Here is a 22,538-nt window from a genome sequence, read left to right as displayed (position 1 = left end):
TGTGTTACAAATTAATTACTTCCGTTAAATTTAAGACAAAGCATAGTTATATCATCAAATTGCGGTGCATCTTTTACAAACTGATATATACGTTCTCTTACTTTTTTATCAAGTTCAGCAGGCGATGCCTCCATATTTTCATTAAGTGCACTTAGCATTCTGTCTGTACCAAACAGATCATTTTTTGAATTTGTTGCTTCAGTAACACCATCTGTATAGATGTATAATGTATCTCCTTTATCCAAATAAATTTCACCGCCCCTAAAAACAAGCCCTTCCATTGCAGCAAGCGGAGGTGAATGTTTCTCTTTGACTATTTCAAAGGACCCGTTGTTTTTCTTTAGACATGGATATTCGTGACCTGCATTTGCGTACCGAAGCCTTCCTTCCGAAACAGTTAGAATCCCAAGCCATGCTGTGACAAAAAGTTCAAGGTCATTTCCTTCGCAAAGTTGATTATTAACCTTTGAAAGAATGGTACTGGGATTCATTTTCCTTGAATACAATGTCTGATTCTTTATAATTGCTCTTGCTACCATCATAAAAAGAGCAGCCGGAACTCCTTTACCGGAAACATCCGCTATAACAATAGCCAGGTGATCCTGATCTATCATAAAAAAATCGTAAAAATCGCCGCCAACTTCCTTTGCCGGAGTCATGGATGCATATAAATCAAATTCAATTCTTTCCGGAAAAGGCGGAAAGAGTCTTGGCAAAATATGCTCCTGTATTCCGGAAGCTAATGCAAGGTCCCTGTCCGCAATAGCTTTTTCCCTTCCCTGCACAACATTAAGTATGCAGTACATAAGAAGCAGAAAAAGCATTATGACACCATTGATTATAGAAAGTCCGTAAATTCTTACTGTAATAATTGATACTATTGTAGGGCCAAGAACATACATAAATAGTGTTACAATCTGATAACTCTGAAGTTTTTTTCTCTCCAATACGATCACAGTCAGTGTACAAATTATTGAAAAGGAAACATAAATCAATGAAATAAGATAGTAATCAGTCCTGTGGTAGAAGCCTTCCTGGTCAACATAAAAATAAAATTTTGTAAAAACATTTGATACGCTTAAAAGAATGGATACTAAACAACCATAAAATTGAAAACCATCAATCAGTTTTATGGTTTTCTTATCAATATCAAGAAAGTTCTTTGTGTATTTCCAAAAAAAGAAAACCTCTAAAGGAGCACACAAATAGTACAACAGATTATCTGCAAAATTTATGTACGAAAGCTCCCGAACACCATCAACAAGCCAGGCAACCGAATCAGTAAAAACACCGAAATATGCAGCATTTAAAAGATATAAAAACCACTTAAGATCATTACCTGTTTTTTGGACATCTATAAGACAGCATATGTAGAGTATATACCCCATAAACATGCCAAAAATATCACCGCTTATATTAAAAATATATACAGGTTTGAGATCTGAAAGTCCCCTTACAAAGACAAATTGAACGCTCAATAATAAAAGAACCAGATAAATAATTGAGGCCAAAATAGCCCTTTGTTTTTGCTTTTTAGAAATAAAATCCATTTTAAATCCATCCGGTAAATTACAGATTCTTTATGATCGTGGTCTTATTTTGCCCATCTGTATATTCATACAAAACTTCATCCATACTTTGTTTAACCATATAGATTCCTAAACCACCTATTTCTCTCTCCTCTGCTGAAAGAGAAATATCCGGATCGTCCTTGGCAAGCGGATCGTAGTGCACCCCACTGTCAATCAGCGTAATAATTACACGATTATCACTGTCCACATCGAAAAGTATCTGCGCTTTCCCGATTTTATCATGATAGGCATAATGAGCAATATTAACGTATAATTCCTCGACAGCCATATCAATCTTAACCTGATTTTTCATATCGCATTCTGCATTTTCAAGCTCAGTATCAATAAACTCAAGTACCTGCGTCAGATTTTCGATTGTTGCATCAACTACAAGTTCTTTCATGTCCTTACCCTTTAGCTTAACCAAATTCTAAAGTATCAGTTTCATTTGGAAGAATATATTTTTATGGTCAAAAATCACATTTTTTCATATTAAATAGCAGGATAAACATAGTTATCCTGCTGGTAATTTATCTATGAAAAATCATTCTATCGTAAGAATATCAGAAAAGCCTGTTACTTCAAAAATCTCATTAACTTCCTCTGAAACGTTCTTAACAACCATTTTGCCCTGCTTGTTCATTGTTTTCTGAGAAGACAAAAGGACACGAAGACCTGCACTGGAAATATATTCCAGACTGGAAAGATCAAATACAAGATTCTCAACACCTGCAAGAGCTGACTTCAGTTCTTCCTCAAGTGTTGGTGCCGTAGTTGTATCAAGTCTGCCTTCAAGGCCAACTACCAATTGTTTATCCTGTAAATCTTTTTTAATGTTTAACATCTATTAAACCTCCTCACAAAATTATTATTTTTAATAATATAGTATATTGTACACTATTCAGTAAACAAATGTAAAAAGTTTATATTTTTTTTAAAGTATTTTCACTTTATCCTGCTTTTCCCTCAATATCCTCGATCTGAGCAGTATAAAGATGGTAATAATCTCCTTTTTTAGCCATTAGTTCCTCATGAGTTCCGCACTCTGTGATACCACCGTTATTTATATACATTATTTTGTCGCAGCCTGTAATTGTTGAAAGCCTATGGGCAATAATAAAGCTTGTTCTTCCGGAAAGCATAGCATTAAGGCCCTTCTGCAGATCTTTTTCAGTCTGAACATCAATACTGGAAGTAGCTTCATCCAAAACAAGAATAGCAGGATCTGAAAGCAGCGTTCTTGCAAATGATATAAGCTGTTTTTGTCCCTGTGAAAGTAGTGAACCTCTCTCCTTAACTTCTGTATCGTAACCATTGCTCATATTTCTGATAAAGGGATCGGCACATACCGTTTCCGAAGCTTTTATTATTTCTTTTGAAGTAGCGTCCAGTTTTCCGTATCGTATATTGTCTTCTATGGTACCTGAAAAAATAAAGCTGTCCTGAAGCATTATTCCCATCTGTTCTCTGAGAGATTTCAGTGTTACCTTAGAAATATCCTGACCATCTATAAGAATTCTTCCGCTGTCAACATTATAAAATCTTGAAATAAGGCTTACGATAGTACTCTTTCCTGCTCCTGTAGGTCCCACAAGTGCCACGCTTTCACCGGGCTCAACAGAGAAAGAAACATTATGTAATACTTCCTCACCCTTTTCGTAGGAAAATGAGACGTTTTCAAATTCTACTTTTCCTTTAAGCTGCTTCATTTTTACTGCATCATCGGAATCATTAATTGTTACCGGTTCATCCATCGTTTCAAAAATACGCTCAAGATATGCGATATTATTAATAAAACCATTAAAAATATTTCCAAGGTTCATTATTGGCTGCCAGAATCTGGAAGCATAACTGGAAATTGCTACTATTGTTCCAAGTGTCTGATTACCTCCTGCAAAAATCACAAGTCCAAAGAAATATATCGCAGCTCTTACAAATACGGAAATTGTATCAATTCCGGGCCATACTAAAGTACTGTAAAAGATTGCTTTCATCCAGGTTTTTCTGCAGTCTCCCGAAAGTTCTTTGAAAATTTTTGCGTTTTCATCTTCTCTTGCAAAAATCTGAGTAATACGAGCTCCGACGATATTCTCCTGCAGATATGCATTCAGATTTGAATTCTTATTTGAAACCATCTGCCATGCTTTTCTTTGCTTTTCTTTTATCCAGAACATAAATATCATTAGAATCGGCACACCGCCAAGCACTACAAGGCTTAGCTGAACATCTACGGCAAACATGAATATGACTATAAAAATAAGATTAAGTATTTCAAGCACTACGTTAATCAATCCGTTACTAAGCATATCTGAAACAGAATTTACATAGTTTACGACCCTTACCAGAATCTTTCCGTGCGGTCTGTCATCATAATACTGAAAAGGAAGCGCCTGCAAATGCTCATAAAGATCGTGTCTTATCTGATAGATAATATCCTGACTGACACTGACCATTATTTTAGACCTTATTGTTGAAAATAATATGCTTAATGCATAGAAAAACACAGAAAGGCATACAAGATAAAAAAGCATATTCTTATTGTTTTCCGGTATAGCTGCATCCAGTGCTTTCCTGACTATTATCGGATTAACGAGTGCTGTTATTCCGGCAATGCCACTTAAAGAAAAGGCGATTAGCATTTTTAACAGATGCTTCTTTATATACTCAGAAGCTCTTAATAAATGCTTTATATCAAAAGGTTCTTCTAATATTTCATCCTGCTTATATGTATTCCTAGCCATACTTATGCCCCCATTTGTAATTTTACAAGATCGGCGTAATAGCCACCCTTTTTAATCAGTTCTTCATGTGTACCGCGTTCTGTTATTTCTCCATGCTGCATGATCAGAATCTGGTCTGCATTTTTTGTTGTTGAAATTCTCTGGGCTATTATTATCTTTGTACATTTAAAATCAAGCGAATCAAGATTTTCCTGTATAGCCTTCTCAGTCTCAAGGTCCACAGCGGAAGTTGTATCATCAAGTATAAGAATTGAAGGCCTTACTGCGAGTGCTCTTGCGAGAGATATTCTCTGCTTTTGGCCACCTGACAGTCCAACACCCCGCTCGCCGACAATTGTTTCATAGCCCTCAGGCATTTTGGCAATAAAATCAGAAGCCTGCGAATACTTTGCGTATTTTAGTACATCTTCCTTACTTAGGAACTGATCACCGTATGCAATATTTCCGTCTATCGTATCGGAGTACAGCAGAACATCCTGTGTCGCAAGTCCTATATTTTTTCTAAGCTGCATGAGTTTTATGTCCTGCACATTAACACCATCAATAAGAACCTGCCCCTCAGTAGGCTCATAAAATCTTGGAATCAAATGTATAAGTGATGTTTTACCGCACCCTGTCTCTCCCATAATCGCAATTGTCTGTCCAGGCATAGCAGTAAATGAAATATGTTTTAATACAGGAAGCTTTCCATCTGTGTACATAAAGCTTACATCTTTAAATTCAACTTTGCCGTCAAATCTGTTAGGCATAAGTGCAGTATATTCCTTGTCAACTATTTCCGGTTCTGAATAGTAAATTTCCATAACCTTTACAGCTGCAGCTGAAAATCTCTGAAATTCGTTCATAACGTTTCCAAGCTGTCTCATTGGGTTGGCTATAGCCCAGATAAGTCCGGAAAAAGCAACATATTCTCCCATTGTCATTTCGGAATTTATCAAAAAAAGACCACCTATCAAAAGAAGAATAACCGGTAACAGGTTAGCAAATGTTTCAACTATCGGAAAATATTTAATCCAGATATTTGCTGTCTTTTTATTTGTATCTCTGTAATCCTTATTGCATTTATCGAATTGTTCTATCTCATAATCTTCTCGTGCAAAAGCTTTAACAACACGATTTCCTGATATATTTTCCTGAGCAATTGTATTCATTGCAGCAAGCTTTTCACGAAGAAGTGCATGCATGGGGGCTACTTCTGTTTTAAACTTTATGATCACAATAAAAATTACAGGAGCTACAGCAAGTAAACATAATGCCATTTTCCAGTTCATGAACAGAAAATATATGCCAACCGCGGTTATCAAAGAGATGGCTTCAACAACCATTCGTATGACCCATGCAACCATATGACGTACTGCATCAAGGTCACCGGTTACTCTGGTCATTAAATCTCCGGTTCTGTAAGTACTGTAAAACTTCATATCCTGTCTTTGTATCTTGTCATAAAGATAATTTCTTATCCTGAATAAAACTCCCTGGGACACCTTCTCATATCCGTAGCAGTCAATATAAACAATAAAGCATCTAAGAATCGTAAATGCGATCATCATTATCAGCAATCTGTAAAACTCTTCAGAATGCTCATTAAAATATACTCTGGCTTCGGGACCCGTTAAAAACTTATCTACTATCTGTGATGAAAAAAACGGTACTGTAAGCTGCATCATATTATAGGCAACAGTACCCAATATAGAGATAACATAAATTAGCCTATAGCCCTCCATATTATCCCAAAGCCATTCCAGTCTTGTCCTTGGAAACTTCCATTTTCTGCCATACATTTTCATAATACTCACCCCGTTTTTTGTAAAAAAATATAAGCAATATAATAGTCAGAAACTATAGAAGTTCCTAACCATTTATTGCTTATCTTAGTACAATTTCTTGCTATAGTGGTGATTTAATTTTTAGAATATTTGTATTCAATATTTCGTATTTGAATACAAGTTAATTGTTTACTATCTTACCATCGAATCAATGTTACCATTACCCTCAATTGTTACAACAACTTTATGCGGAAGACATATTATTGATTCACCTGCTTTTGATATTTCTCCCTGATTTATACAAAGCTTATCCGGGCAGTTAGCACTTTTAACATAACAATACCCATTTCCGATTTCTATTATATTTATATCACCATTTTCGCTTTTTACTTCAAATTCAGTGTCTATATCAAGAGGTAATTCCTTTATTATTTCGCCGTTAACCGATATTACCGCTTTGGTACCATTTTTAGAAAAAATTTTCCCAAAAATTAGTAGTAGCAAAGAAAGAATAATGACAGTAAGCAGAAGAATGTATGTTTTAACTCTTCTTTCCATCTTATTTTCTCCAAAAGTGTAGATTTTTTATCAAACAAGTTTTTATGAATACATCTATAGTCATAAACTATTATATGATATTTTCTTTAAGACAAGAAAGTAAAATTACACGGTATTTTCATAAAAAAAAGCCTCAGTTTCCAAAACGAAAACTGAGGCGAATTTGTTTGCTGTTTTTTGAACAGTTTTATTTGATTACGTGTACCCAACCTTCGGGAGCTTCTATTTCACCCATCTGAATACCTGTAAGAGTATCATAAAGCTTTTTAATAACAGGTCCCATCTCATCCATTCCTGATTCAAAGCAGATTTCCTTGCCATGATCATTAATTTTACCAACAGGACTGATAACTGCAGCTGTACCACACAAGCCCATTTCCTTAAATTTATGAACTTCATCCAATCTTACAGGTCTTTCATCAACAGTAAGTCCAAGATAGTCTCTGGCAACCTGTACAATTGATCTTCTTGTTATTGAAGGAAGAATGGAGTCTGTGAAGGATTTGGGAACTACAAGATTTCCGTCTTCATCAACAAAAAGAATATTAGCACCACCGGTCTCTTCAATGTATGTTCTGCTCTGTGCATCAAGGTAAACATTCTCTGCAAAGCCTTCTTCATGAGCTGTAACAATAGCATGAAGGCTCATTGCATAGTTGAGTCCTGCCTTAATGTTACCCGTTCCATGCGGAGCTGCTCTGTCAAAATCACTTATTTTTACAACGATTGGCTTAGCTCCACCTTTGAAGTAAGGTCCTACAGGTGTTACAAAAATTCTAAACTGATATTCATCAGCAGGCTTAACTCCGATAACATTGCCTGTTGCAAACATCAAAGGTCTGATATAAAGAGTAGCACCGCTTCCAAAAGGCGGAACCCAATCCTCATTTGCCTTTACTACTTCTTCTACAGCCTTAATAAATCTCTCTGCGGGAAACGCAGGCATTTCAAGGCGTTTAGCTGAGTCTTCCATTCTGCTTGCATTAAGATCAGGTCTGAAGCAGACAATATGTCCGTCTTCTGTTTCATAAGCCTTGAGTCCCTCAAAAACCTCCTGTGCATAATGAAGAACACCTGCATCTTCACTAAGTACAATCTTAGCATCTGTTGTAATCTCACCATCATCCCACTTGCCATCCTTATAATTAGATACATAGCGGTAATCTGCTACATGATAATTAAATCCAATGCTTGACCAGTCCAAATTTTTCTTACTCATAATAATTATGCTCCTCCTAAAAATTCCGATCAGTTCAGGGGATGAAATTTACTCCCAAGCCGATTTAATTTAACACTTTAAAGTGCCAACTTTTAATAAATAATATAATTATATTATATCAAGTGTCAAGGTGTATAAATAAGCATTAAATTCACATGGCATACATTACAAAATTAATGTGCTATAAAATCATTTATCGAATTTGTCATCTGTTCCAATACCGGTCCTTATTTCATTATTTTCTGTTTCCGTATCATCATTTACCGGATCCGTCTTTTGAGGAAGCACCTGTTCAATATATCTTTTATTCTTCTTATAAAATTTAAAAATTTTTCTCCAGGTAGATGCTTCATTATGAACATAATACTTAGAGTTGTCAGCTTCACTTAATTTTACAATTCCGTTCTCATCCATATATGCCGTATCAATATACACAGAAGTGTCACGAGGTAGTTTTTTTGCTCTTAACTTTTTCATAGTTACGTGACCGCATAAAGTATAAATACATGCAAATACAGGAACCCCTATAATCCAGCCTATAGGCCCCCATATGCCACCAAACAGCATAATTGCAAAAATTACCCAAAAGCTTGAAAGACCTGTTGAATTGCCAAGAATCAAGGGGCCAAGAATATTTCCGTCAATTTGCTGTAGAATAACAATTACAATCAGAAAAGCAAGTGCTTTAAAAGGATTGATCATTATAAGCAGTATAAGACCAAAACCGCCGCCTAAATATGGTCCAAAGAAAGGAATAAGATTTGTTATTCCTACTCCAAAAGCAAGTACAATAGGATATGGAATTTTCAAAATGCTAATAGCTATAAAGCAGATAATTCCAACTATTACAGAATCAACAAGCTTTCCCATTAAAAATCCTGTAAATGTATGATGCGCATATCTGAAAGCACCTATGACTTCATTAGCCATTTCTTTTCTAAGAAATGCATAGCAAAGCTTTTTTCCCTGACCGATAAATGTTTCCTTTGAATTAAGGACATATACAGCAACCACTATTCCTACAATAAGATATAAAAATATCTGTATGATACTCATCATACTCTTTGACAGTGTAGTTATCATTGTTGAAAGATTGGGAACTACAAAGTCCTTAAACATATTGTTTATGGTTGTAGAATACTGTTCAAGTAATGAATCCACAGCCCTCCTGACAGCAGGATTATCATCGAGATATTTATCCATAAATCTTTGGAGGTTATTGGCATAATACGGGAAATTACGAATAATGTCGCGAATGCTTTTTATAAGCTGTGGAATAAGAACCATTAGCATTGCATACATCACAGTAAAAAACAGAATCATTGTAAGTGCTACACTTATCTGTCTTACTTTTTTTCTCTTTTTAAAATATTGAATTTCAGAAAGATTTATGCCGTTAAATCTGTAAATTGAATAAATCCATTTTTTCTCAATCATATTTAGGAGTGGGGTTAGAATATACCCAAGAACACATCCTATAATAATCGGAGTAAGGATTGAAAAAAGGTGATTTAATGCTTTAGTGAGCTTACCACCATTAAATATCACATAATAAATCAGCATAATGGCCAAACTGCACAAAATTACAGAAACCATTATGCTGATCTGTTTTTTACCAGGCTTCCATCTCATAGAAGAACCCCCCGCTTACTTTTTTTCATACATTTCTATAAATCTATTATATCCATCTGTAAGCGATTAGTAAAATAATTATAACTGCTCAAGCTTATAAACAAGACTGTCCATAAAATCAGGCTCATACTCTTCTATTTTTCCTGCATCACATTTTGATGAAAACTCAGGATCAAGAGGAATTCTGGCAAGAACATCAAGTCCGTTTGCAGAAGCATAAGAGTCAATTTTGCTCTCACCGAAAACATAAATCGGTTTATTGCAGTGGGGGCAATTCATATAGCTCATATTTTCAACAAGGCCAAGCACGGGAACATTCATCATTTTTGCCATATTAACTGCTTTTTCCACAATCATGGAAACAAGTTCCTGTGGTGTTGAAACTACTATTATTCCATCTACCGGAAGAGACTGAAAAACAGTAAGCGGAACATCTCCTGTTCCGGGAGGCATATCTACAAACATATAGTCTATATCACCCCAGTTTACTTCTCCCCAGAACTGTTTAACAACCCCCGCAATAACAGGACCTCTCCAAATTACAGGATCTGTATCGTTATCCATAAGAAGGTTGATAGAAACAAGCTTTATTCCATTCTCAGATTCTGAAGGAATCATATTGCCGTTGTCATCAGCATATTTAATTTGTGATGCTCCAAACATTTTAGGGATTGAAGGGCCTGTAATATCCGCATCAAGAACAGCTGTCTTATAGCCCTTTTTATTCATTGCACAAGCTGAAAGGCCTGTAACAAGGCTCTTGCCTACACCGCCTTTACCGCTGACAACTCCAATGACTTTTTTTACGCTGGAGCCATTTGCAAGGTTAACGCGAAAGCTTGCTTCACTCTCCTTTCTAAAATCTTCAGGAGTCTTCTTTTTCTTTTCTTCTGACATTTATAAAACCTCTCATATATATTTATAAAGCAGTAATTATCTGCTTATTTTCACATCAATAAGATTAACAAAATCATCCTTATCCCCAAGATATTCGCTGATTATATATCTCGGTCTGTTTTTTGTCTCAAGGTAGATTTTTCCTATATATTCACCTATAACGCCAAGAGAGATCATGGTAAGACCTCCAATAGCCCAAATTGATAAAACAGTTGTTGTCCATCCCGGAATTGTATTACCTGTAAAGTGCCTTACAAGCGAATAGATGAGAATTATGATACTGACCGAAAAAATAGCAACACCCAGTCCGGAAATCATTCGTATAGGTTTAACACTAAGTGAAGTAATTCCTTCAAAAGCAAAGGAAAGCATCTTCATTAGGGGATATTTACTCTCTCCCGCAAAACGCTCCGCCCTCTCATAGTAAACAATATCTGTCTTTAAACCAATCATGGGAACGATCCCTCGTAAAAACAGATTAACCTCAGAATATTCTGAGAGCATCTCAAGTGCTTCACTGCTCATAAGTCTGAAATCAGCATGATTATATACTATATCTGCGCCCATTTTATTCATGAGCTTATAATACCCCTGAGCTGTTCCCCGTTTAAAGAAAGTGTCAGTCTGCCTGCTGCTTCTTACACCGTAAACGATTTCAGCACCTTCCTTATATTTTTCAAGCATACCGTCTATTGCATTAATGTCATCCTGCAGATCGGCATCCATTGAAATCGCAACATCACATACACTTCTTACAGTCATCAATCCTGCAAGAAGTGCATTCTGGTGGCCTCTGTTCCGGGAAAGCTTAACTCCCTGAAACAAAGGATTTTTCTTATGTAGTTCATCTATCTGCTCCCAGGTGGTATCTGCGGAACCGTCATCCACAAATACCACTCTGCTTGATGATGCTATTACACCATCCTTTATGAGCCGACCCATTTTTTCTTCAAGTCTCTTTGAAGTCTCCGGCAATACCTCCTGTTCGTTATAGCAGGGAATTACCATAAACAATCGTATATCATTTCGCATTGATATAGTTAACCAATCCTTCACAATCAATTATTTTTTGCATAAAAGGCGGAAATGCCTGTCCCTGGTAGCTTTTACCTGTTGTCTCGTCAGTAATTACACCTGTATCAAAATTAATACTTACCGTATCACCGTCATTTATTTCCTTTGCAGCTTCCTCACATTCAACAATGGGCAGGCCAATGTTTATACTGTTTCTGTAGAAAATTCTGGCAAAAGTCTCAGCTATTACACATGAAACACCTGCAGCCTTTATAGCTATAGGAGCATGTTCTCTTGAAGAACCGCATCCAAAGTTCTTATTCGCAACAATAATATCACCTTTTTTAACATTTTGAATAAATGTCTTGTCTATATCTTCCATACAATGAGCTGCAAGCTCCGCATGATCGGTTGTATTTAAATATCTTGCGGGGATAATTACGTCTGTATCAACATTATCACCGAATTTAAAAACGCTTCCTCTTGCTTCTTTCATATTCCCTTTCACCTTTCATAGTAATGCTTATTAAGTTATTTCTTGCCTGAGTAAATAAATTGATTATAATTCACTTGGCTGTGAAAGCTTACCTGTAACCGCACTTGCAGCTGCAACAGCAGGTGAAGCAAGGTAAATCTCTGAATCTGTAGCTCCCATTCTGCCGACAAAGTTTCTGTTTGTTGTGGAAACACATCTTTCGCCGGAAGCAAGAATACCCATATATCCGCCAAGGCAAGGACCACATGTAGGTGTAGAAACAACTGCGCCGGCTTCAATAAAGGTTTTCAAAAGTCCCTCATCCATAGCCTGCATATATATGGCCTGAGTAGCAGGAATTATAATGCATCTGATACCTTCAGCCACTTTTCTGCCTTTAAGAATTTTAGCAGCCATACGAATATCATCTATTCTTCCGTTTGTACAAGAACCGATAACGACCTGATCGATTTTTATTTCATCAATCTCATCAAATGTATGAGTATTCTCAGGAAGATGAGGAAATGCTACTGTCGATTTAAGTGTTGAAAGGTCTATAGTATATTCTTCATCATATTCAGCATCTGCATCCGCTTCGAATATTTTATATTCTTTTCCCGGTGCATGTTCTTTCAAATATTCCAAAGCCTTCTCATCAACAGGGAAAATACCGTTTTTTCCACCTGCTTCAATTGCCATATTTGCAATTGTAAATCTGTCATCCATTGAAAGCTCTTTTACTCCATCCCCTGTAAATTCCATTGATTTATACAGAGCACCGTCAACTCCAATCATTCCTATAATGTGAAGTATGACATCTTTACCGCTTACATATTCATTAAGTTTACCGGTAAGATTAAATTTAATTGCGGAAGGAACCTTAAACCATGCCTTACCTGTAGCCATTCCGGCTGCCATATCTGTAGAACCGACACCAGTACTGAAAGCACCGAGAGCACCGTAAGTACATGTATGTGAATCTGCTCCAATTATAAGATCTCCCGGAACTGTAAGCCCTTTTTCCGGAAGAAGCGCATGTTCAATTCCCATCTGCCCAACTTCAAAATAGTTCGTAATTGAATTTTTTCTGGCAAATTCACGAACACATTTACAGTTTTCTGCAGATTTAATATCTTTATTCGGAACAAAATGATCCGGAACAAGTGCAATTTTGTCCTTATTAAAAACTCCTTTTGTTCCGATTTTATCCATTTCCTTAATCGCAACCGGACTTGTTATGTCATTACCCAGTACAAGGTCCAGATCCGCTTCAATAAGCTGTCCGGACTTAACTTCCGAAAGTCCGGCGTGTGCTGCCAGAATCTTCTGGCTCATCGTCATACCTGCCATTTACAATCACTCCCAACCTTTCCTTAATCACTTGTTTTCGTTACAATCTGTATATATCTTGAATAAAGATACCATATTTAGCGTTTTTTGTAAAAAATAACAACTACTGAATAAACAATCAAAACAGCAATGCCAATACAGCTAAGAATAATTCCCGGATAAAAACCTTCAGGTTTAAACTCAGCAGTAATTTCATGAACTCCTGCAGGTATATTAAGTGCCATCATACCATAATCAGCCTCAATTATTTCAGCAGGCTTCCCGTCTATTTTTACAGAAAATCCCTTCATATTCGGAATTGAAAAAAACATAATTTTCCCTGAAAGAAGGTTACTGGTCATTGCATAAAAACCATTTGTATCAGGTACAAATTTCATGCATGAGCTTGCAGCCCTGTCAAAACAGTTCTGATTAAAAACATCCTGCGGCATTTCCTCATTATAATATGATTTCGGCAATTCGCTTATAACATTTTTATACTTTTCAAAATCCTTATCGGATAAAATAACAGCAACAGACAAAAGTCTATCCTTTAAGCCATCGTCAATCTTTTCCCATTCTGATTTCTTTATGCAATAATCATAGGTAAATCCCATCGGAATATAGTTCATATTCCTGTAAATATCTATTCCATTCTCAGAATTCACATATCCAAAGCCATCTAATCCCTTACCTGTAGTAAAAAATCCTTTATCATTTATCAGTGAATTCTCAAGATAATACTTATTTGAAAGTATTGCTCTCAGCCCTATACTTTCTTTAGGAATTCTTGTTTCAACCGTTCTTTTAATTTCTTCTGTACCGTATAAAAAATCAAAGGTCTTCGAAGGTATGGTGCTTATGAAGCTATGTAGAGACCCATATCCCCAGAACATATCATAATTTGTAGCAGTATCATCTGTTTCTGTTCTGTAAAATTCATCATCATCCAGATCAGGGCTTGAATACAGCATCTGCTTTTCCCATTGTTCTTTACCATAATTACTTATAAGACCACTACCGTTTTTAAGAACAATATGCAGTGATATTATTGAAGCCATAACGGTAAAAACGAGCATTATTTCCAGTCTCATAATTGGTTTCTTAAGTATAAGACCTTCACCTTTCCAAAAAGGAAGCTTTATCTTTCTAATACATTTTGGTGTCACAAAGACCGATATGATCAGGAGTAAAAGGATTACTGCCGTCCCAATAACATCTCTCCAGTATATTTTTTCATTGGAAATCAAAGCCATATATACAACGTCACCGTAGTCGTCATATGAAGGTAATATCGATATCAAAAGAATCAGAAGAAACAAAAGAGATGTTATCAGTGTACCTTTTTTTAATTCTTCGCTTCTGCCGCGCTCAATCATTTTCGCTGTTACAAGCGACATTATCAGAATAGGCATATAAAACCATCTGGCATAGTAGCTTTCATTAAATAGTGAAAATGCTGAATTACCAACGGGAATCATTGCCATAATAAGACATACCAAAAGAAGTCTTTTATGATTGTCTTTTTTATTTTTCTTTGAAATAAAATATGCTATAACACCGGATAATCCAAAGAGAGGCAAAAAAACGGCCAAGGATGCATTTTTTACCGGACTTGTATAGAATACTGTTCCTTTGCCTATAATGTCCGGTATCATAACCATGCTCTTTAAAATATCCCAAAGCATGTTCATGCTTTCATAGGAAACAACATCATATCCAAGAAGTATATTGGAAAGTCTGCTATTTCCGGATACTCCCAAAACAGCCTGAAGAATATAAAATCCACCGATCATTACTCCCAGAACTCCACCGCTTAATGCTCGCAAAAACATTCTGGCTACATGTACGGACCTGTTTCCCGGAACGTAGCATATAACAAAATATAGCAATAGAAAAATCACTTCTCCAAAAAAGAAATAATAATTTATAACAGCCATAAAAGTTGTCATAAGTGTAAAAAATATAATTTTTTTACCGCTGGGAATAAAAAGCCAATGATCCTTATGATGATCAATCTCCATAAGCTTTTCAAAAGAATAGAGATACAACGGAAAAAAGCATACAATGTCAGTAAAATGATTAAATACTATATTACAGGCATTAAATCCTGAAAACGCATATAATAATGCGCCTATCATTGCAGCTTCGTCACGTACAACCTTTTTTCTTATATAGAAATATGCAGTCATTGAGCATATGCATATTTTAATAGCCATCAAAAAAGGCATCATGTATGGAATAGTTTCCTCGGGAAAAGGTATGGTCATCCAAAAAAACGGACTCCCCAATAAATAAAAAGAAAAGCTGCCTATAAGAGAACCGCCTAAATCCATATTCCACAGATAGAAAAAATTACCGTCTCTAATGGCTCTATGGGCTACCGTATAAAAAGGAATCTGTTGAACATTGTAATCCCCATAATAGAAAAACGGCATGCCTCTGCTAATAAAAAAAGGCACAACCGCTATCATATACATTATAAAGGAAAGTACAAAAAGCTGAAGAATTCGATTTTTGATAGATTTTTGACTGTAATACTTCATATCCTCTTAAAATGAGCTGCCGCTATGCGGCAGCTCTCCTTTTGATCATTTATTATTCAGCGGATTAGTTGTTTATAAGCTTATCGTTTTCGTTGTTCCAGCTGTAAAGCTTTCTGATCTCTGTACCAACCTTCTCAGCAGGATGCTCAGATGCGAGCTTTCTCATAGCGTTAAAGTGTACCTGTCCGCCTGCCTCACTCATATCAAGAAGGAATTCCTTAGCAAAGGTTCCATCCTGGATATCTGAAAGAATTTTCTTCATAGCCTTCTTGGTATCCTCTGTAACAATCTTGGGTCCTGTTACATAATCGCCATATTCAGCTGTATTTGAAATTGAATATCTCATTCCGGCAAAACCTGACTGATAGATAAGATCAACAATGAGCTTCATCTCGTGTACACACTCGAAATATGCATTTCTCGGATCATAGCCTGCCTCAACAAGTGTCTCAAAACCAGCCTGCATAAGTGCGCATACACCACCGCAAAGAACTGCCTGCTCACCAAAGAGATCGGTCTCTGTCTCTGTTCTGAATGTAGTCTCAAGGATACCTGCTCTTGCACCACCGATACCTGCACCATATGCAAGTGCCTTATCAAGTGCCTTTCCTGTTGCATCCTGATGAACAGCTACAAGACAAGGTGTTCCCTTACCTGCCTGATACTCACTTCTTACTGTATGACCGGGTGCCTTGGGAGCGATCATTGTAACATCTACATCCTTAGGCGGCTGGATAAGACCAAAGTGAATATTGAAACCATGAGCGAACATAAGCATGTTGCCGGGCTCAAGGTTGGGCTCGATGTCTTCCTTATACATCTTAGCCTGCTTCTCATCGTTAATAAGAATCATAATCACGTCAGCCATCTTTGCAGCTTCTGCTGTGTTGTAAACCTTAAGACCCTGTGCCTCAGCCTTAGCTTTGCTCTTTGACCCCTCATAAAGACCGATAATGACATTGCATCCGGACTCCTTAAGGTTAAGTGCATGAGCATGGCCCTGAGAACCATAGCCGATAATTGCAATTGTTTTACCCTCTAAAAGTGAAAGATTGCAATCCTCCTGATAGAAAATACGTGCTTCCTGTGACATGTTTCTTACCTCCGTAAAAAATTGATTTTATATACTGACGAAAATCACTTAAAATTTTAATTAAGCAGTTTTCGGAGTTAACTTATTTTTAAATTTTCAATATGACATCTGTTCCAATTCTTCAATAGAAATAACCTTATCGGTTCCTCTACCGAGTCCTGCTATACCTGTCCTTGCAAGCTCAAGGATTTCTTTGCCCTCAAGCATCTTAAGAAGTGCATCAACCTTTGACTGATTACCGGTAATCTCAATAATAAGTGATTCAGGAGTTACATCAATAATGTTAGCTCTGAAAATATTGGCAATAGTCATAATGCTCTCACGTTCCTTCTCACCTGCACGAACCTTTATAAGTGCAAGTTCTCTGTAAACGCTGTCATCAGGCTCAAGCTCATGAATATCCCTGACATCTATAAGCTTGGAAACCTGCTTCTCAATCTGATCAAGGATCACATCATCACCTGATGTTACAATTGTTATTCTGGTGTAATTGGGATCTGCTGTAGTTCCGGCTGTAATGCTCTCAATGTTATATCCTCTTCGTGCAAACAAAGCAGATATTCTTGTCAAAACACCGGATGTATTATCTACCAGCAATTGAAATACTTTTCTTTTCATACCGCTCCATTGAATGTGAATAATCTAATATCTTCCAATTTTATGCGCTTTTTACTTTAAAGTCAATAAAATACTTTTATAAACTAAAACTTTAAAGCCTTAAATCGTTGATTTATTTTAACATGTTTATCTTGATATAAATTAATCAGATGCCTTTATTTCTCATTTTCACTGCATTTTGTGAGTGCAACCGTTCCTGTTCTTGCCATTTCAACAATAGAAACCGTACGAAGCATTTCAATAAAAACTTCTACTCTTTCAGGAGTATCACAAATCTGAATAATCATCATATTTTTACTCATATCGACAATCTGAGCTTTCATGATATCGCAATTTTCCATGATATCTCTTCTGTTTTCCCTGTTGTATCTGACCTTTAACAGAGTAAGCTCTCTGCAGATACTCATACTCTCCTTGAAGGTTTTTACCTTAATTACATCCAGCTTCTTATTGAGCTGTTTTTCAATCTGTTCAATAGTTCTCTCATCACCGCTTGAAACAATTGTCATACAAGAAATATCCTTCGAATTCGTCTCACCGACAACAAGGGAATCAATATTAAAGTTTCTTCTGGAAAACAGCCCTGCAACCTTTGATAATACGCCGGCATGATTTTCTACAAGAACTGAATATATACGTTTCATTATTCCTCCTCGCCTATAAATGAATGTGTAAGAATCATTTTGCAAGATCCATGGGATCTACCACCACTTCACAAAGCACACATTCATCACATTCCATAAGGTCATTAATCAGTTTTGTTGCTTCAGCCTGAGATGATGCGCGTAAATACTTCATATCGTAAGCTTCTGCAATCTTATCCAGTTTCGGAGTGTTATGAAGTTCAACCATGTTATACCTGTCATTTAGCGCATAGTGCTGATATTCCCTGACCATCCCAAGATATCCGTTATTAAACACTATTATTCCGACATTCATTCCATACTGTCTCATTGTGGAAAGCTCCATCATTGACATCTGAAATGCGCCATCCCCCATGACAGCAACAACTTTTTTACCAGGTGCAGCATACTTTGCGCCAAATGCTGCAGGAATTGAATATCCCATTGTTCCCATTCCGCCGGAGGTCAAAAATCTTCCCTCTTTAACAAGATGCCATCTACAGGACCATATCTGATTTTGTCCGACATCAGCAACATAAATGGCATCTTCCGGCAGGCTTTTTGAAAGATCGTGTAGGAATATCATAGGGTCAACATACTTGTCAGTATCAATATCGGGTCTGATCTCGACCATATCCTTTTTATATTCGTTTAAAGTTTTAATCCATTCTTTTCTTTCGTGTATTAGATCCGCTTCATCCTCAAAATTATTTATTTTCTTAAAAACATGCTTAATATCACCAACAAGAGGAATTGTAGGACCCACGTTTTTGCCTATTTCAGCAGGATCCACATCGATATGGATAAGTACTTTGTTCTCAGTAATAAGATCGGGTCTGTTAACAGCTCTGTCAGCAACTCTTGCCCCAACCATAAGCAACAGATCAGATTCATTAAGCGCACGGTTTGCGCAAGGCCTTCCGTTGTTACCGACCATGCCAAAATAATATGGATCCTCGGAAGCCATTACTCCAATACCCATCATTGTTGATACAACAGGGATACAATTATCCTTAACAAACTTTCTGATTTCATTCGCGGCTCCGGAAAGATGAACACCACCGCCTACACAGATAATGGGACGTTTTGCTTTTGCAACTTCTTTAACAACCTTCTTGATTTGAGCTGCATTACCTTCAACTGTTGGCTTATAGGTTCTCATATTCACTTTATCCGGATATGAAAATTTTGAAATAGCCTGCTGTTGGATATCAATTGGTATATCAATAAGAACAGGCCCTTTTCTTCCTGTGCTCGCAATGTGAAAAGCTTCTTTAAAAATTCTTGGAATATCATTAACATCACGAATAAGATAGCTGTACTTTACAAATGATTCGGCAGCACCTGTAATATCTGCTTCCTGAAATACATCACTTCCTATAAGTTCACTGTTTACCTGTCCTGTAATACATACAAGAGGTACACTGTCGGCATATGCTGTGGCTATTCCGGTAATAAGATTTGTAGCACCGGGGCCACTGGTTACTGCGCACACACCTACTTTACCGCTTATTCTTGCATAACCGCTTGCGCAATGTGCGGCATTCTGCTCTGTTCTTATAAGAATCTGCTTTATGTCGGTTTCTCCAAGTGCATCATAAAAAGGAGCTATCGCTACACCTGAGTAGCCGTAAACAACCTCAACATTTTCTGCCTGCAAGCACTTTACAATTGCCTGTGCACCTATCATTACCGTTCCTCCATTTTGTTTTTATATAAAATGTAATATTCAAAAATTAATCATGAATTCAATCACGTTTTTACATATAAATATTATCGCATTTATATCACCGAAATGCAAAGTACCTGTTTTATGTCATACATTTTGAATGATATTCTTTACCACACGTACACAGTTAGCCGCATCAGAGGAATATCCGTCAGCACCTATTTCCCATGCATAGTCCTCAGTTACAACAGCTCCGCCTATAATTATTTTGGCATTACATGACTTCTCTTTTGCGATCCTGACTACATTTTTCATTTCCTGCATTGTGGTTGTCATAAGGGCTGACAGGGCAATAATACAAGCATTTTCAGCAACTGCTGTATCAACTATTTTTTCGCTCGGCACATCCTTTCCGAGATCTATGACATTAAAACCATGATTTTTAAGCATTAGCGCCACCAGGTTTTTACCTATATCATGTATATCCCCATGTACTGTTGCGATAATAATTGTTTCCTTTTTCTTGTCCTCATTGCCGTCAGCTTCATTAAGTAGCGGTTCAAGTTTTGCAATGCTAAGCTTCATTGCCTCAGCACTTGCTATAAGTTGAGGCAGAAAATACTTACCCTTATCAAAAAGATCACCTACTTCATTTATTGCAGGCATAAGTACATCATTTAATAAAGTCTTTGGAACACATCCGGCATCTACCGCTTCCAAAGTGTCTTTTTCTATGCTTCTCTTATTGCCTTTCATGACATCTGTCTTAACCTTGTCATAAAACATCTGCGTAAGCGACTTTTCTTCTTTGTATTCTCCCGACGAAGGAACATTATTCTTTACATTATTCTTAGTATTTTTATCAATAACTGCGGGATTTAGAGCATCCTGTGAAATACTTTGTGCTACAAGCTTTTGTCCCTTAGGAACGCAGGATACCTGGACGGTCATTCCATCGTACCTGTTCATTCTTTCTATATATCGAAGATCCGACTCTTCTTTATGTCTAAGAAGATCAGAAGCAAAAGCACTGTTTACCAATAGTTCCTGCGATGGGTTGCATATAGCCATTGTAAGACCATTTGCTATAGCCATAGTCAAGAAAGCCGTATTAATAAAAGCTCTCTGAGGAAGTCCGAATGAAATATTGGATAATCCGCAAATAGTAGCGAGTCCGTTTTTCTTACAAAATGCTATCGTCGAAAGAGTCTCTAAAGCTGCATCCGGATTTGCACCTATAGTAGCAACAAGGCCATCAACAACAATATCTTCTTTTCTGAGTCCGATTTCATAAGCCTTATCGCACAGCTGCTCAATAATTTCATGTTTTTCTTCAAGACTGCCAGGAAGCCCCTTTGGTCCTACAGGTAATGCAATAAACATTGCTCCATATTTTTTTGCTAACGGAAGAAAACGTTCAGCCTTATCTTTTTCAAGAGAGATTGAATTAATTAGTGCCCTTCCGGGATATTTTCTGAGAGCCATTTCCATTGTGGCTTCATCGCTTGTATCTATACACAAAGGAAGCGATGTAAGAGGTATTATTTCATCAAGAACATCACTCATCATCTGTTTCTCATCAATGCCGCTCATTCCTACGTTCACATCAAGAATGGCTGCACCATCCTCCTCCTGCTGAGAAACAAAATCGCATATCATATCAAGCTTACCTTCACGAAGTTCTGCCTGAAGTTTCTTTTTGCCGGTAGGATTTATTCTTTCGCCAACAATCATGAATGGATCATCTAAACCAAATGCCACATTCATACGTTCACTCGTAAGATACCTGATACCTTCTTTTTTTCTCGTAAACAAAGTTCCATCCGGATATTCAAGATAGCTCTCCTTTTCGCCAAGAACTTCGTCAACAGAAAAATCTCTGTATTTTTCATATATGCCGTTAATATATTCAGGTGTTGTTCCACAGCAACCACCAATTATAGAAGCGCCGGCTCTTAGCAGCTTTTCCATTTCAGGAACAAAAACAGCGCATTCCATATCATATTCAGTTGAACCGTCTTTAGTGACAACCGGAAGGCCTGCATTGGGTTTAGCTATTATCGGTATTGATGTAACAGAAGCCATATCAGCAATAATAGAAGCCATATTATCAGGTCCCGTTCCGCAGTTAGCTCCAACAGCAGCAGCACCCAAAGATTCCATGACTATGGCAGCAGTTGCGGCATCTGTTCCAAACAAAGTTCTTCCATCAGACTCAAATGTAAGAGTAACCATAACTGCAATATCAGAAACTTCTTTAGCAGCAATGAGCGCTGCTCTACATTCCTGAAGGCTCATCATAGTCTCAACAACCAATAAATCACAGCCGGCTTTATCAAGGATTTTAATCTGTTCTTTATAAACATCGATCAGCTCTTCAAAATCAAGGTCACCCATTGGTTTAAGCTGTCTGCCTGTCATTGTAATATCACCTGCAACAAGGGATTTATCACCAGCGCTGTCTTTTGCTATTTGAACGAGCTTTGTATTTATTTCTTCAATTCTATCCTCAAGCCCAAAGTTCTTAAGCTTAATCCTGTTTCCCGTAAAGGTAGGCGCATATATAATGTCACTACCGGCATCAACATAGCTTTTTTGTAATTCTTTTATTACGTCAGGATTTTCAAGTATCCACTCTTCCGTGCAAGCACCTGCAGGAAGTCCCTTTTTCATTAAATTTGTTCCGGTAGCCCCATCAAGAAACAAAATTTTTCTATTTTCAATTAAATCCCAAAAACTTTCTCTGGTCATTTTTTTACCTTTCAGAATAATTAATTATCAATAAAT

18 protein-coding genes are annotated in these 22,538 nt (G+C 36.9%); all 18 read right to left on the bottom strand.

Going from position 1 to position 22,538, the window contains the following annotated elements; genetic code table 11:
- Nucleotides 1-11 precede the first annotated feature (11 nt).
- The 18 genes from BV60_RS21910 to BV60_RS0109530 all read right to left on the bottom strand — a co-directional run bounded on the left by BV60_RS21910 (nucleotide 12) and on the right by BV60_RS0109530 (nucleotide 22,502).
- Nucleotides 12-1,550 (bottom strand): PP2C family protein-serine/threonine phosphatase, encoded by a 1,539-nt coding sequence (locus BV60_RS21910; protein ID WP_051656632.1) that lies wholly within the window; start codon nucleotides 1,548-1,550, stop codon nucleotides 12-14.
- Between the two features lie 19 nt (nucleotides 1,551-1,569).
- A complete protein-coding gene (locus BV60_RS0109610) occupies nucleotides 1,570-1,998 on the bottom strand; it encodes an ATP-binding protein (RefSeq protein ID WP_330376244.1) in 429 nt (142 codons plus the stop codon).
- A gap of 117 nt (nucleotides 1,999-2,115) precedes the next feature.
- Nucleotides 2,116-2,415, bottom strand: coding sequence for an STAS domain-containing protein (locus BV60_RS0109605; RefSeq protein WP_029321286.1), 300 nt, complete (start codon nucleotides 2,413-2,415; stop codon nucleotides 2,116-2,118).
- A gap of 106 nt (nucleotides 2,416-2,521) precedes the next feature.
- Nucleotides 2,522-4,312, bottom strand: coding sequence for an ABC transporter ATP-binding protein (locus BV60_RS0109600; protein WP_029321284.1), 1,791 nt, complete (start codon nucleotides 4,310-4,312; stop codon nucleotides 2,522-2,524).
- 2 nt (nucleotides 4,313-4,314) lie between these two features.
- Nucleotides 4,315-6,099 carry an ABC transporter ATP-binding protein gene (locus BV60_RS0109595; RefSeq protein ID WP_051656631.1) on the bottom strand — a complete coding sequence of 595 codons (1,785 nt, stop codon included), beginning with the start codon at nucleotides 6,097-6,099 and terminating at the stop codon, nucleotides 4,315-4,317.
- A 171-nt stretch (nucleotides 6,100-6,270) separates the two neighbouring features.
- Nucleotides 6,271-6,636 (bottom strand): NusG domain II-containing protein, encoded by a 366-nt coding sequence (locus BV60_RS0109590; protein ID WP_029321281.1) that lies wholly within the window; start codon nucleotides 6,634-6,636, stop codon nucleotides 6,271-6,273.
- A gap of 187 nt (nucleotides 6,637-6,823) precedes the next feature.
- Nucleotides 6,824-7,855, bottom strand: a complete 1,032-nt coding sequence (locus tag BV60_RS0109585) for a branched-chain amino acid aminotransferase (protein ID WP_029321279.1) — start codon at nucleotides 7,853-7,855, stop codon at nucleotides 6,824-6,826.
- A 189-nt stretch (nucleotides 7,856-8,044) separates the two neighbouring features.
- Nucleotides 8,045-9,487 (bottom strand): AI-2E family transporter, encoded by a 1,443-nt coding sequence (locus BV60_RS0109580; RefSeq protein WP_051656630.1) that lies wholly within the window; start codon nucleotides 9,485-9,487, stop codon nucleotides 8,045-8,047.
- Between the two features lie 78 nt (nucleotides 9,488-9,565).
- Nucleotides 9,566-10,384 (bottom strand): Mrp/NBP35 family ATP-binding protein, encoded by an 819-nt coding sequence (locus tag BV60_RS0109575; protein WP_029321276.1) that lies wholly within the window; start codon nucleotides 10,382-10,384, stop codon nucleotides 9,566-9,568.
- A 36-nt stretch (nucleotides 10,385-10,420) separates the two neighbouring features.
- Nucleotides 10,421-11,416, bottom strand: a complete 996-nt coding sequence (locus BV60_RS0109570; protein ID WP_051656629.1) for a glycosyltransferase family 2 protein — start codon at nucleotides 11,414-11,416, stop codon at nucleotides 10,421-10,423.
- Nucleotides 11,406-11,894: a 3-isopropylmalate dehydratase small subunit gene (gene leuD, locus BV60_RS0109565; RefSeq protein WP_029321272.1), complete on the bottom strand. Its 489-nt coding sequence runs from the start codon at nucleotides 11,892-11,894 to the stop codon at nucleotides 11,406-11,408. The genes BV60_RS0109570 and leuD overlap by 11 nt, the downstream gene beginning before the upstream one ends.
- Before the next feature lie 63 nt (nucleotides 11,895-11,957).
- Nucleotides 11,958-13,223 (bottom strand): 3-isopropylmalate dehydratase large subunit, encoded by a 1,266-nt coding sequence (gene leuC, locus BV60_RS0109560; protein ID WP_029321270.1) that lies wholly within the window; start codon nucleotides 13,221-13,223, stop codon nucleotides 11,958-11,960.
- A gap of 77 nt (nucleotides 13,224-13,300) precedes the next feature.
- On the bottom strand, nucleotides 13,301-15,748 hold the full coding sequence (locus tag BV60_RS0109555) for a YfhO family protein (RefSeq protein WP_029321265.1): 2,448 nt from the start codon (nucleotides 15,746-15,748) through the stop codon (nucleotides 13,301-13,303).
- A 64-nt stretch (nucleotides 15,749-15,812) separates the two neighbouring features.
- Nucleotides 15,813-16,841 (bottom strand): ketol-acid reductoisomerase, encoded by a 1,029-nt coding sequence (gene ilvC / locus BV60_RS0109550; RefSeq protein ID WP_029321264.1) that lies wholly within the window; start codon nucleotides 16,839-16,841, stop codon nucleotides 15,813-15,815.
- A gap of 96 nt (nucleotides 16,842-16,937) precedes the next feature.
- A complete protein-coding gene (ilvN, locus tag BV60_RS0109545) occupies nucleotides 16,938-17,459 on the bottom strand; it encodes an acetolactate synthase small subunit (protein ID WP_029321262.1) in 522 nt (173 codons plus the stop codon).
- 155 nt (nucleotides 17,460-17,614) lie between these two features.
- On the bottom strand, nucleotides 17,615-18,103 hold the full coding sequence (ilvN, locus tag BV60_RS0109540; protein WP_029321260.1) for an acetolactate synthase small subunit: 489 nt from the start codon (nucleotides 18,101-18,103) through the stop codon (nucleotides 17,615-17,617).
- 34 nt (nucleotides 18,104-18,137) lie between these two features.
- The gene (gene ilvB, locus BV60_RS0109535) at nucleotides 18,138-19,772 is read right to left on the bottom strand and encodes a biosynthetic-type acetolactate synthase large subunit (RefSeq protein WP_029321259.1); all 1,635 of its coding nucleotides are present in this window, start codon (nucleotides 19,770-19,772) and stop codon (nucleotides 18,138-18,140) included.
- A gap of 126 nt (nucleotides 19,773-19,898) precedes the next feature.
- On the bottom strand, nucleotides 19,899-22,502 hold the full coding sequence (locus BV60_RS0109530) for a homocysteine S-methyltransferase family protein (RefSeq protein WP_029321258.1): 2,604 nt from the start codon (nucleotides 22,500-22,502) through the stop codon (nucleotides 19,899-19,901).
- Nucleotides 22,503-22,538 lie beyond the last annotated feature (36 nt).

Origin of the sequence: Butyrivibrio sp. AE3004 (genome assembly GCF_000703165.1) — a bacterium.
Taxonomy (GTDB): Bacteria; Bacillota; Clostridia; order Lachnospirales; family Lachnospiraceae; genus Butyrivibrio.
This window is presented reverse-complemented; position numbering and strand designations above follow the sequence as displayed.

What these genes read in the sequence shown, in the direction of transcription:
- BV60_RS21910 (WP_051656632.1), bottom strand. Translation starts at nt 1,550, where the DNA reads ATGGATTTTATTTCTAAAAAGCAAAAACAAAGGGCTATTTTGGCCTCA.
- BV60_RS0109605 (WP_029321286.1), bottom strand. Translation starts at nt 2,415, where the DNA reads ATGTTAAACATTAAAAAAGATTTACAGGATAAACAATTGGTAGTTGGC.
- BV60_RS0109600 (WP_029321284.1), bottom strand. Translation starts at nt 4,312, where the DNA reads ATGGCTAGGAATACATATAAGCAGGATGAAATATTAGAAGAACCTTTT.
- BV60_RS0109595 (WP_051656631.1), bottom strand. Translation starts at nt 6,099, where the DNA reads ATGAAAATGTATGGCAGAAAATGGAAGTTTCCAAGGACAAGACTGGAA.
- BV60_RS0109590 (WP_029321281.1), bottom strand. Translation starts at nt 6,636, where the DNA reads ATGGAAAGAAGAGTTAAAACATACATTCTTCTGCTTACTGTCATTATT.
- BV60_RS0109585 (WP_029321279.1), bottom strand. Translation starts at nt 7,855, where the DNA reads ATGAGTAAGAAAAATTTGGACTGGTCAAGCATTGGATTTAATTATCAT.
- BV60_RS0109580 (WP_051656630.1), bottom strand. Translation starts at nt 9,487, where the DNA reads ATGAGATGGAAGCCTGGTAAAAAACAGATCAGCATAATGGTTTCTGTA.
- BV60_RS0109575 (WP_029321276.1), bottom strand. Translation starts at nt 10,384, where the DNA reads ATGTCAGAAGAAAAGAAAAAGAAGACTCCTGAAGATTTTAGAAAGGAG.
- BV60_RS0109570 (WP_051656629.1), bottom strand. Translation starts at nt 11,416, where the DNA reads ATGCGAAATGATATACGATTGTTTATGGTAATTCCCTGCTATAACGAA.
- leuD (WP_029321272.1), bottom strand. Translation starts at nt 11,894, where the DNA reads ATGAAAGAAGCAAGAGGAAGCGTTTTTAAATTCGGTGATAATGTTGAT.
- leuC (WP_029321270.1), bottom strand. Translation starts at nt 13,223, where the DNA reads ATGGCAGGTATGACGATGAGCCAGAAGATTCTGGCAGCACACGCCGGA.
- BV60_RS0109555 (WP_029321265.1), bottom strand. Translation starts at nt 15,748, where the DNA reads ATGAAGTATTACAGTCAAAAATCTATCAAAAATCGAATTCTTCAGCTT.
- ilvC (WP_029321264.1), bottom strand. Translation starts at nt 16,841, where the DNA reads ATGTCACAGGAAGCACGTATTTTCTATCAGGAGGATTGCAATCTTTCA.
- ilvN (WP_029321262.1), bottom strand. Translation starts at nt 17,459, where the DNA reads ATGAAAAGAAAAGTATTTCAATTGCTGGTAGATAATACATCCGGTGTT.
- ilvN (WP_029321260.1), bottom strand. Translation starts at nt 18,103, where the DNA reads ATGAAACGTATATATTCAGTTCTTGTAGAAAATCATGCCGGCGTATTA.
- ilvB (WP_029321259.1), bottom strand. Translation starts at nt 19,772, where the DNA reads ATGATAGGTGCACAGGCAATTGTAAAGTGCTTGCAGGCAGAAAATGTT.
- BV60_RS0109530 (WP_029321258.1), bottom strand. Translation starts at nt 22,502, where the DNA reads ATGACCAGAGAAAGTTTTTGGGATTTAATTGAAAATAGAAAAATTTTG.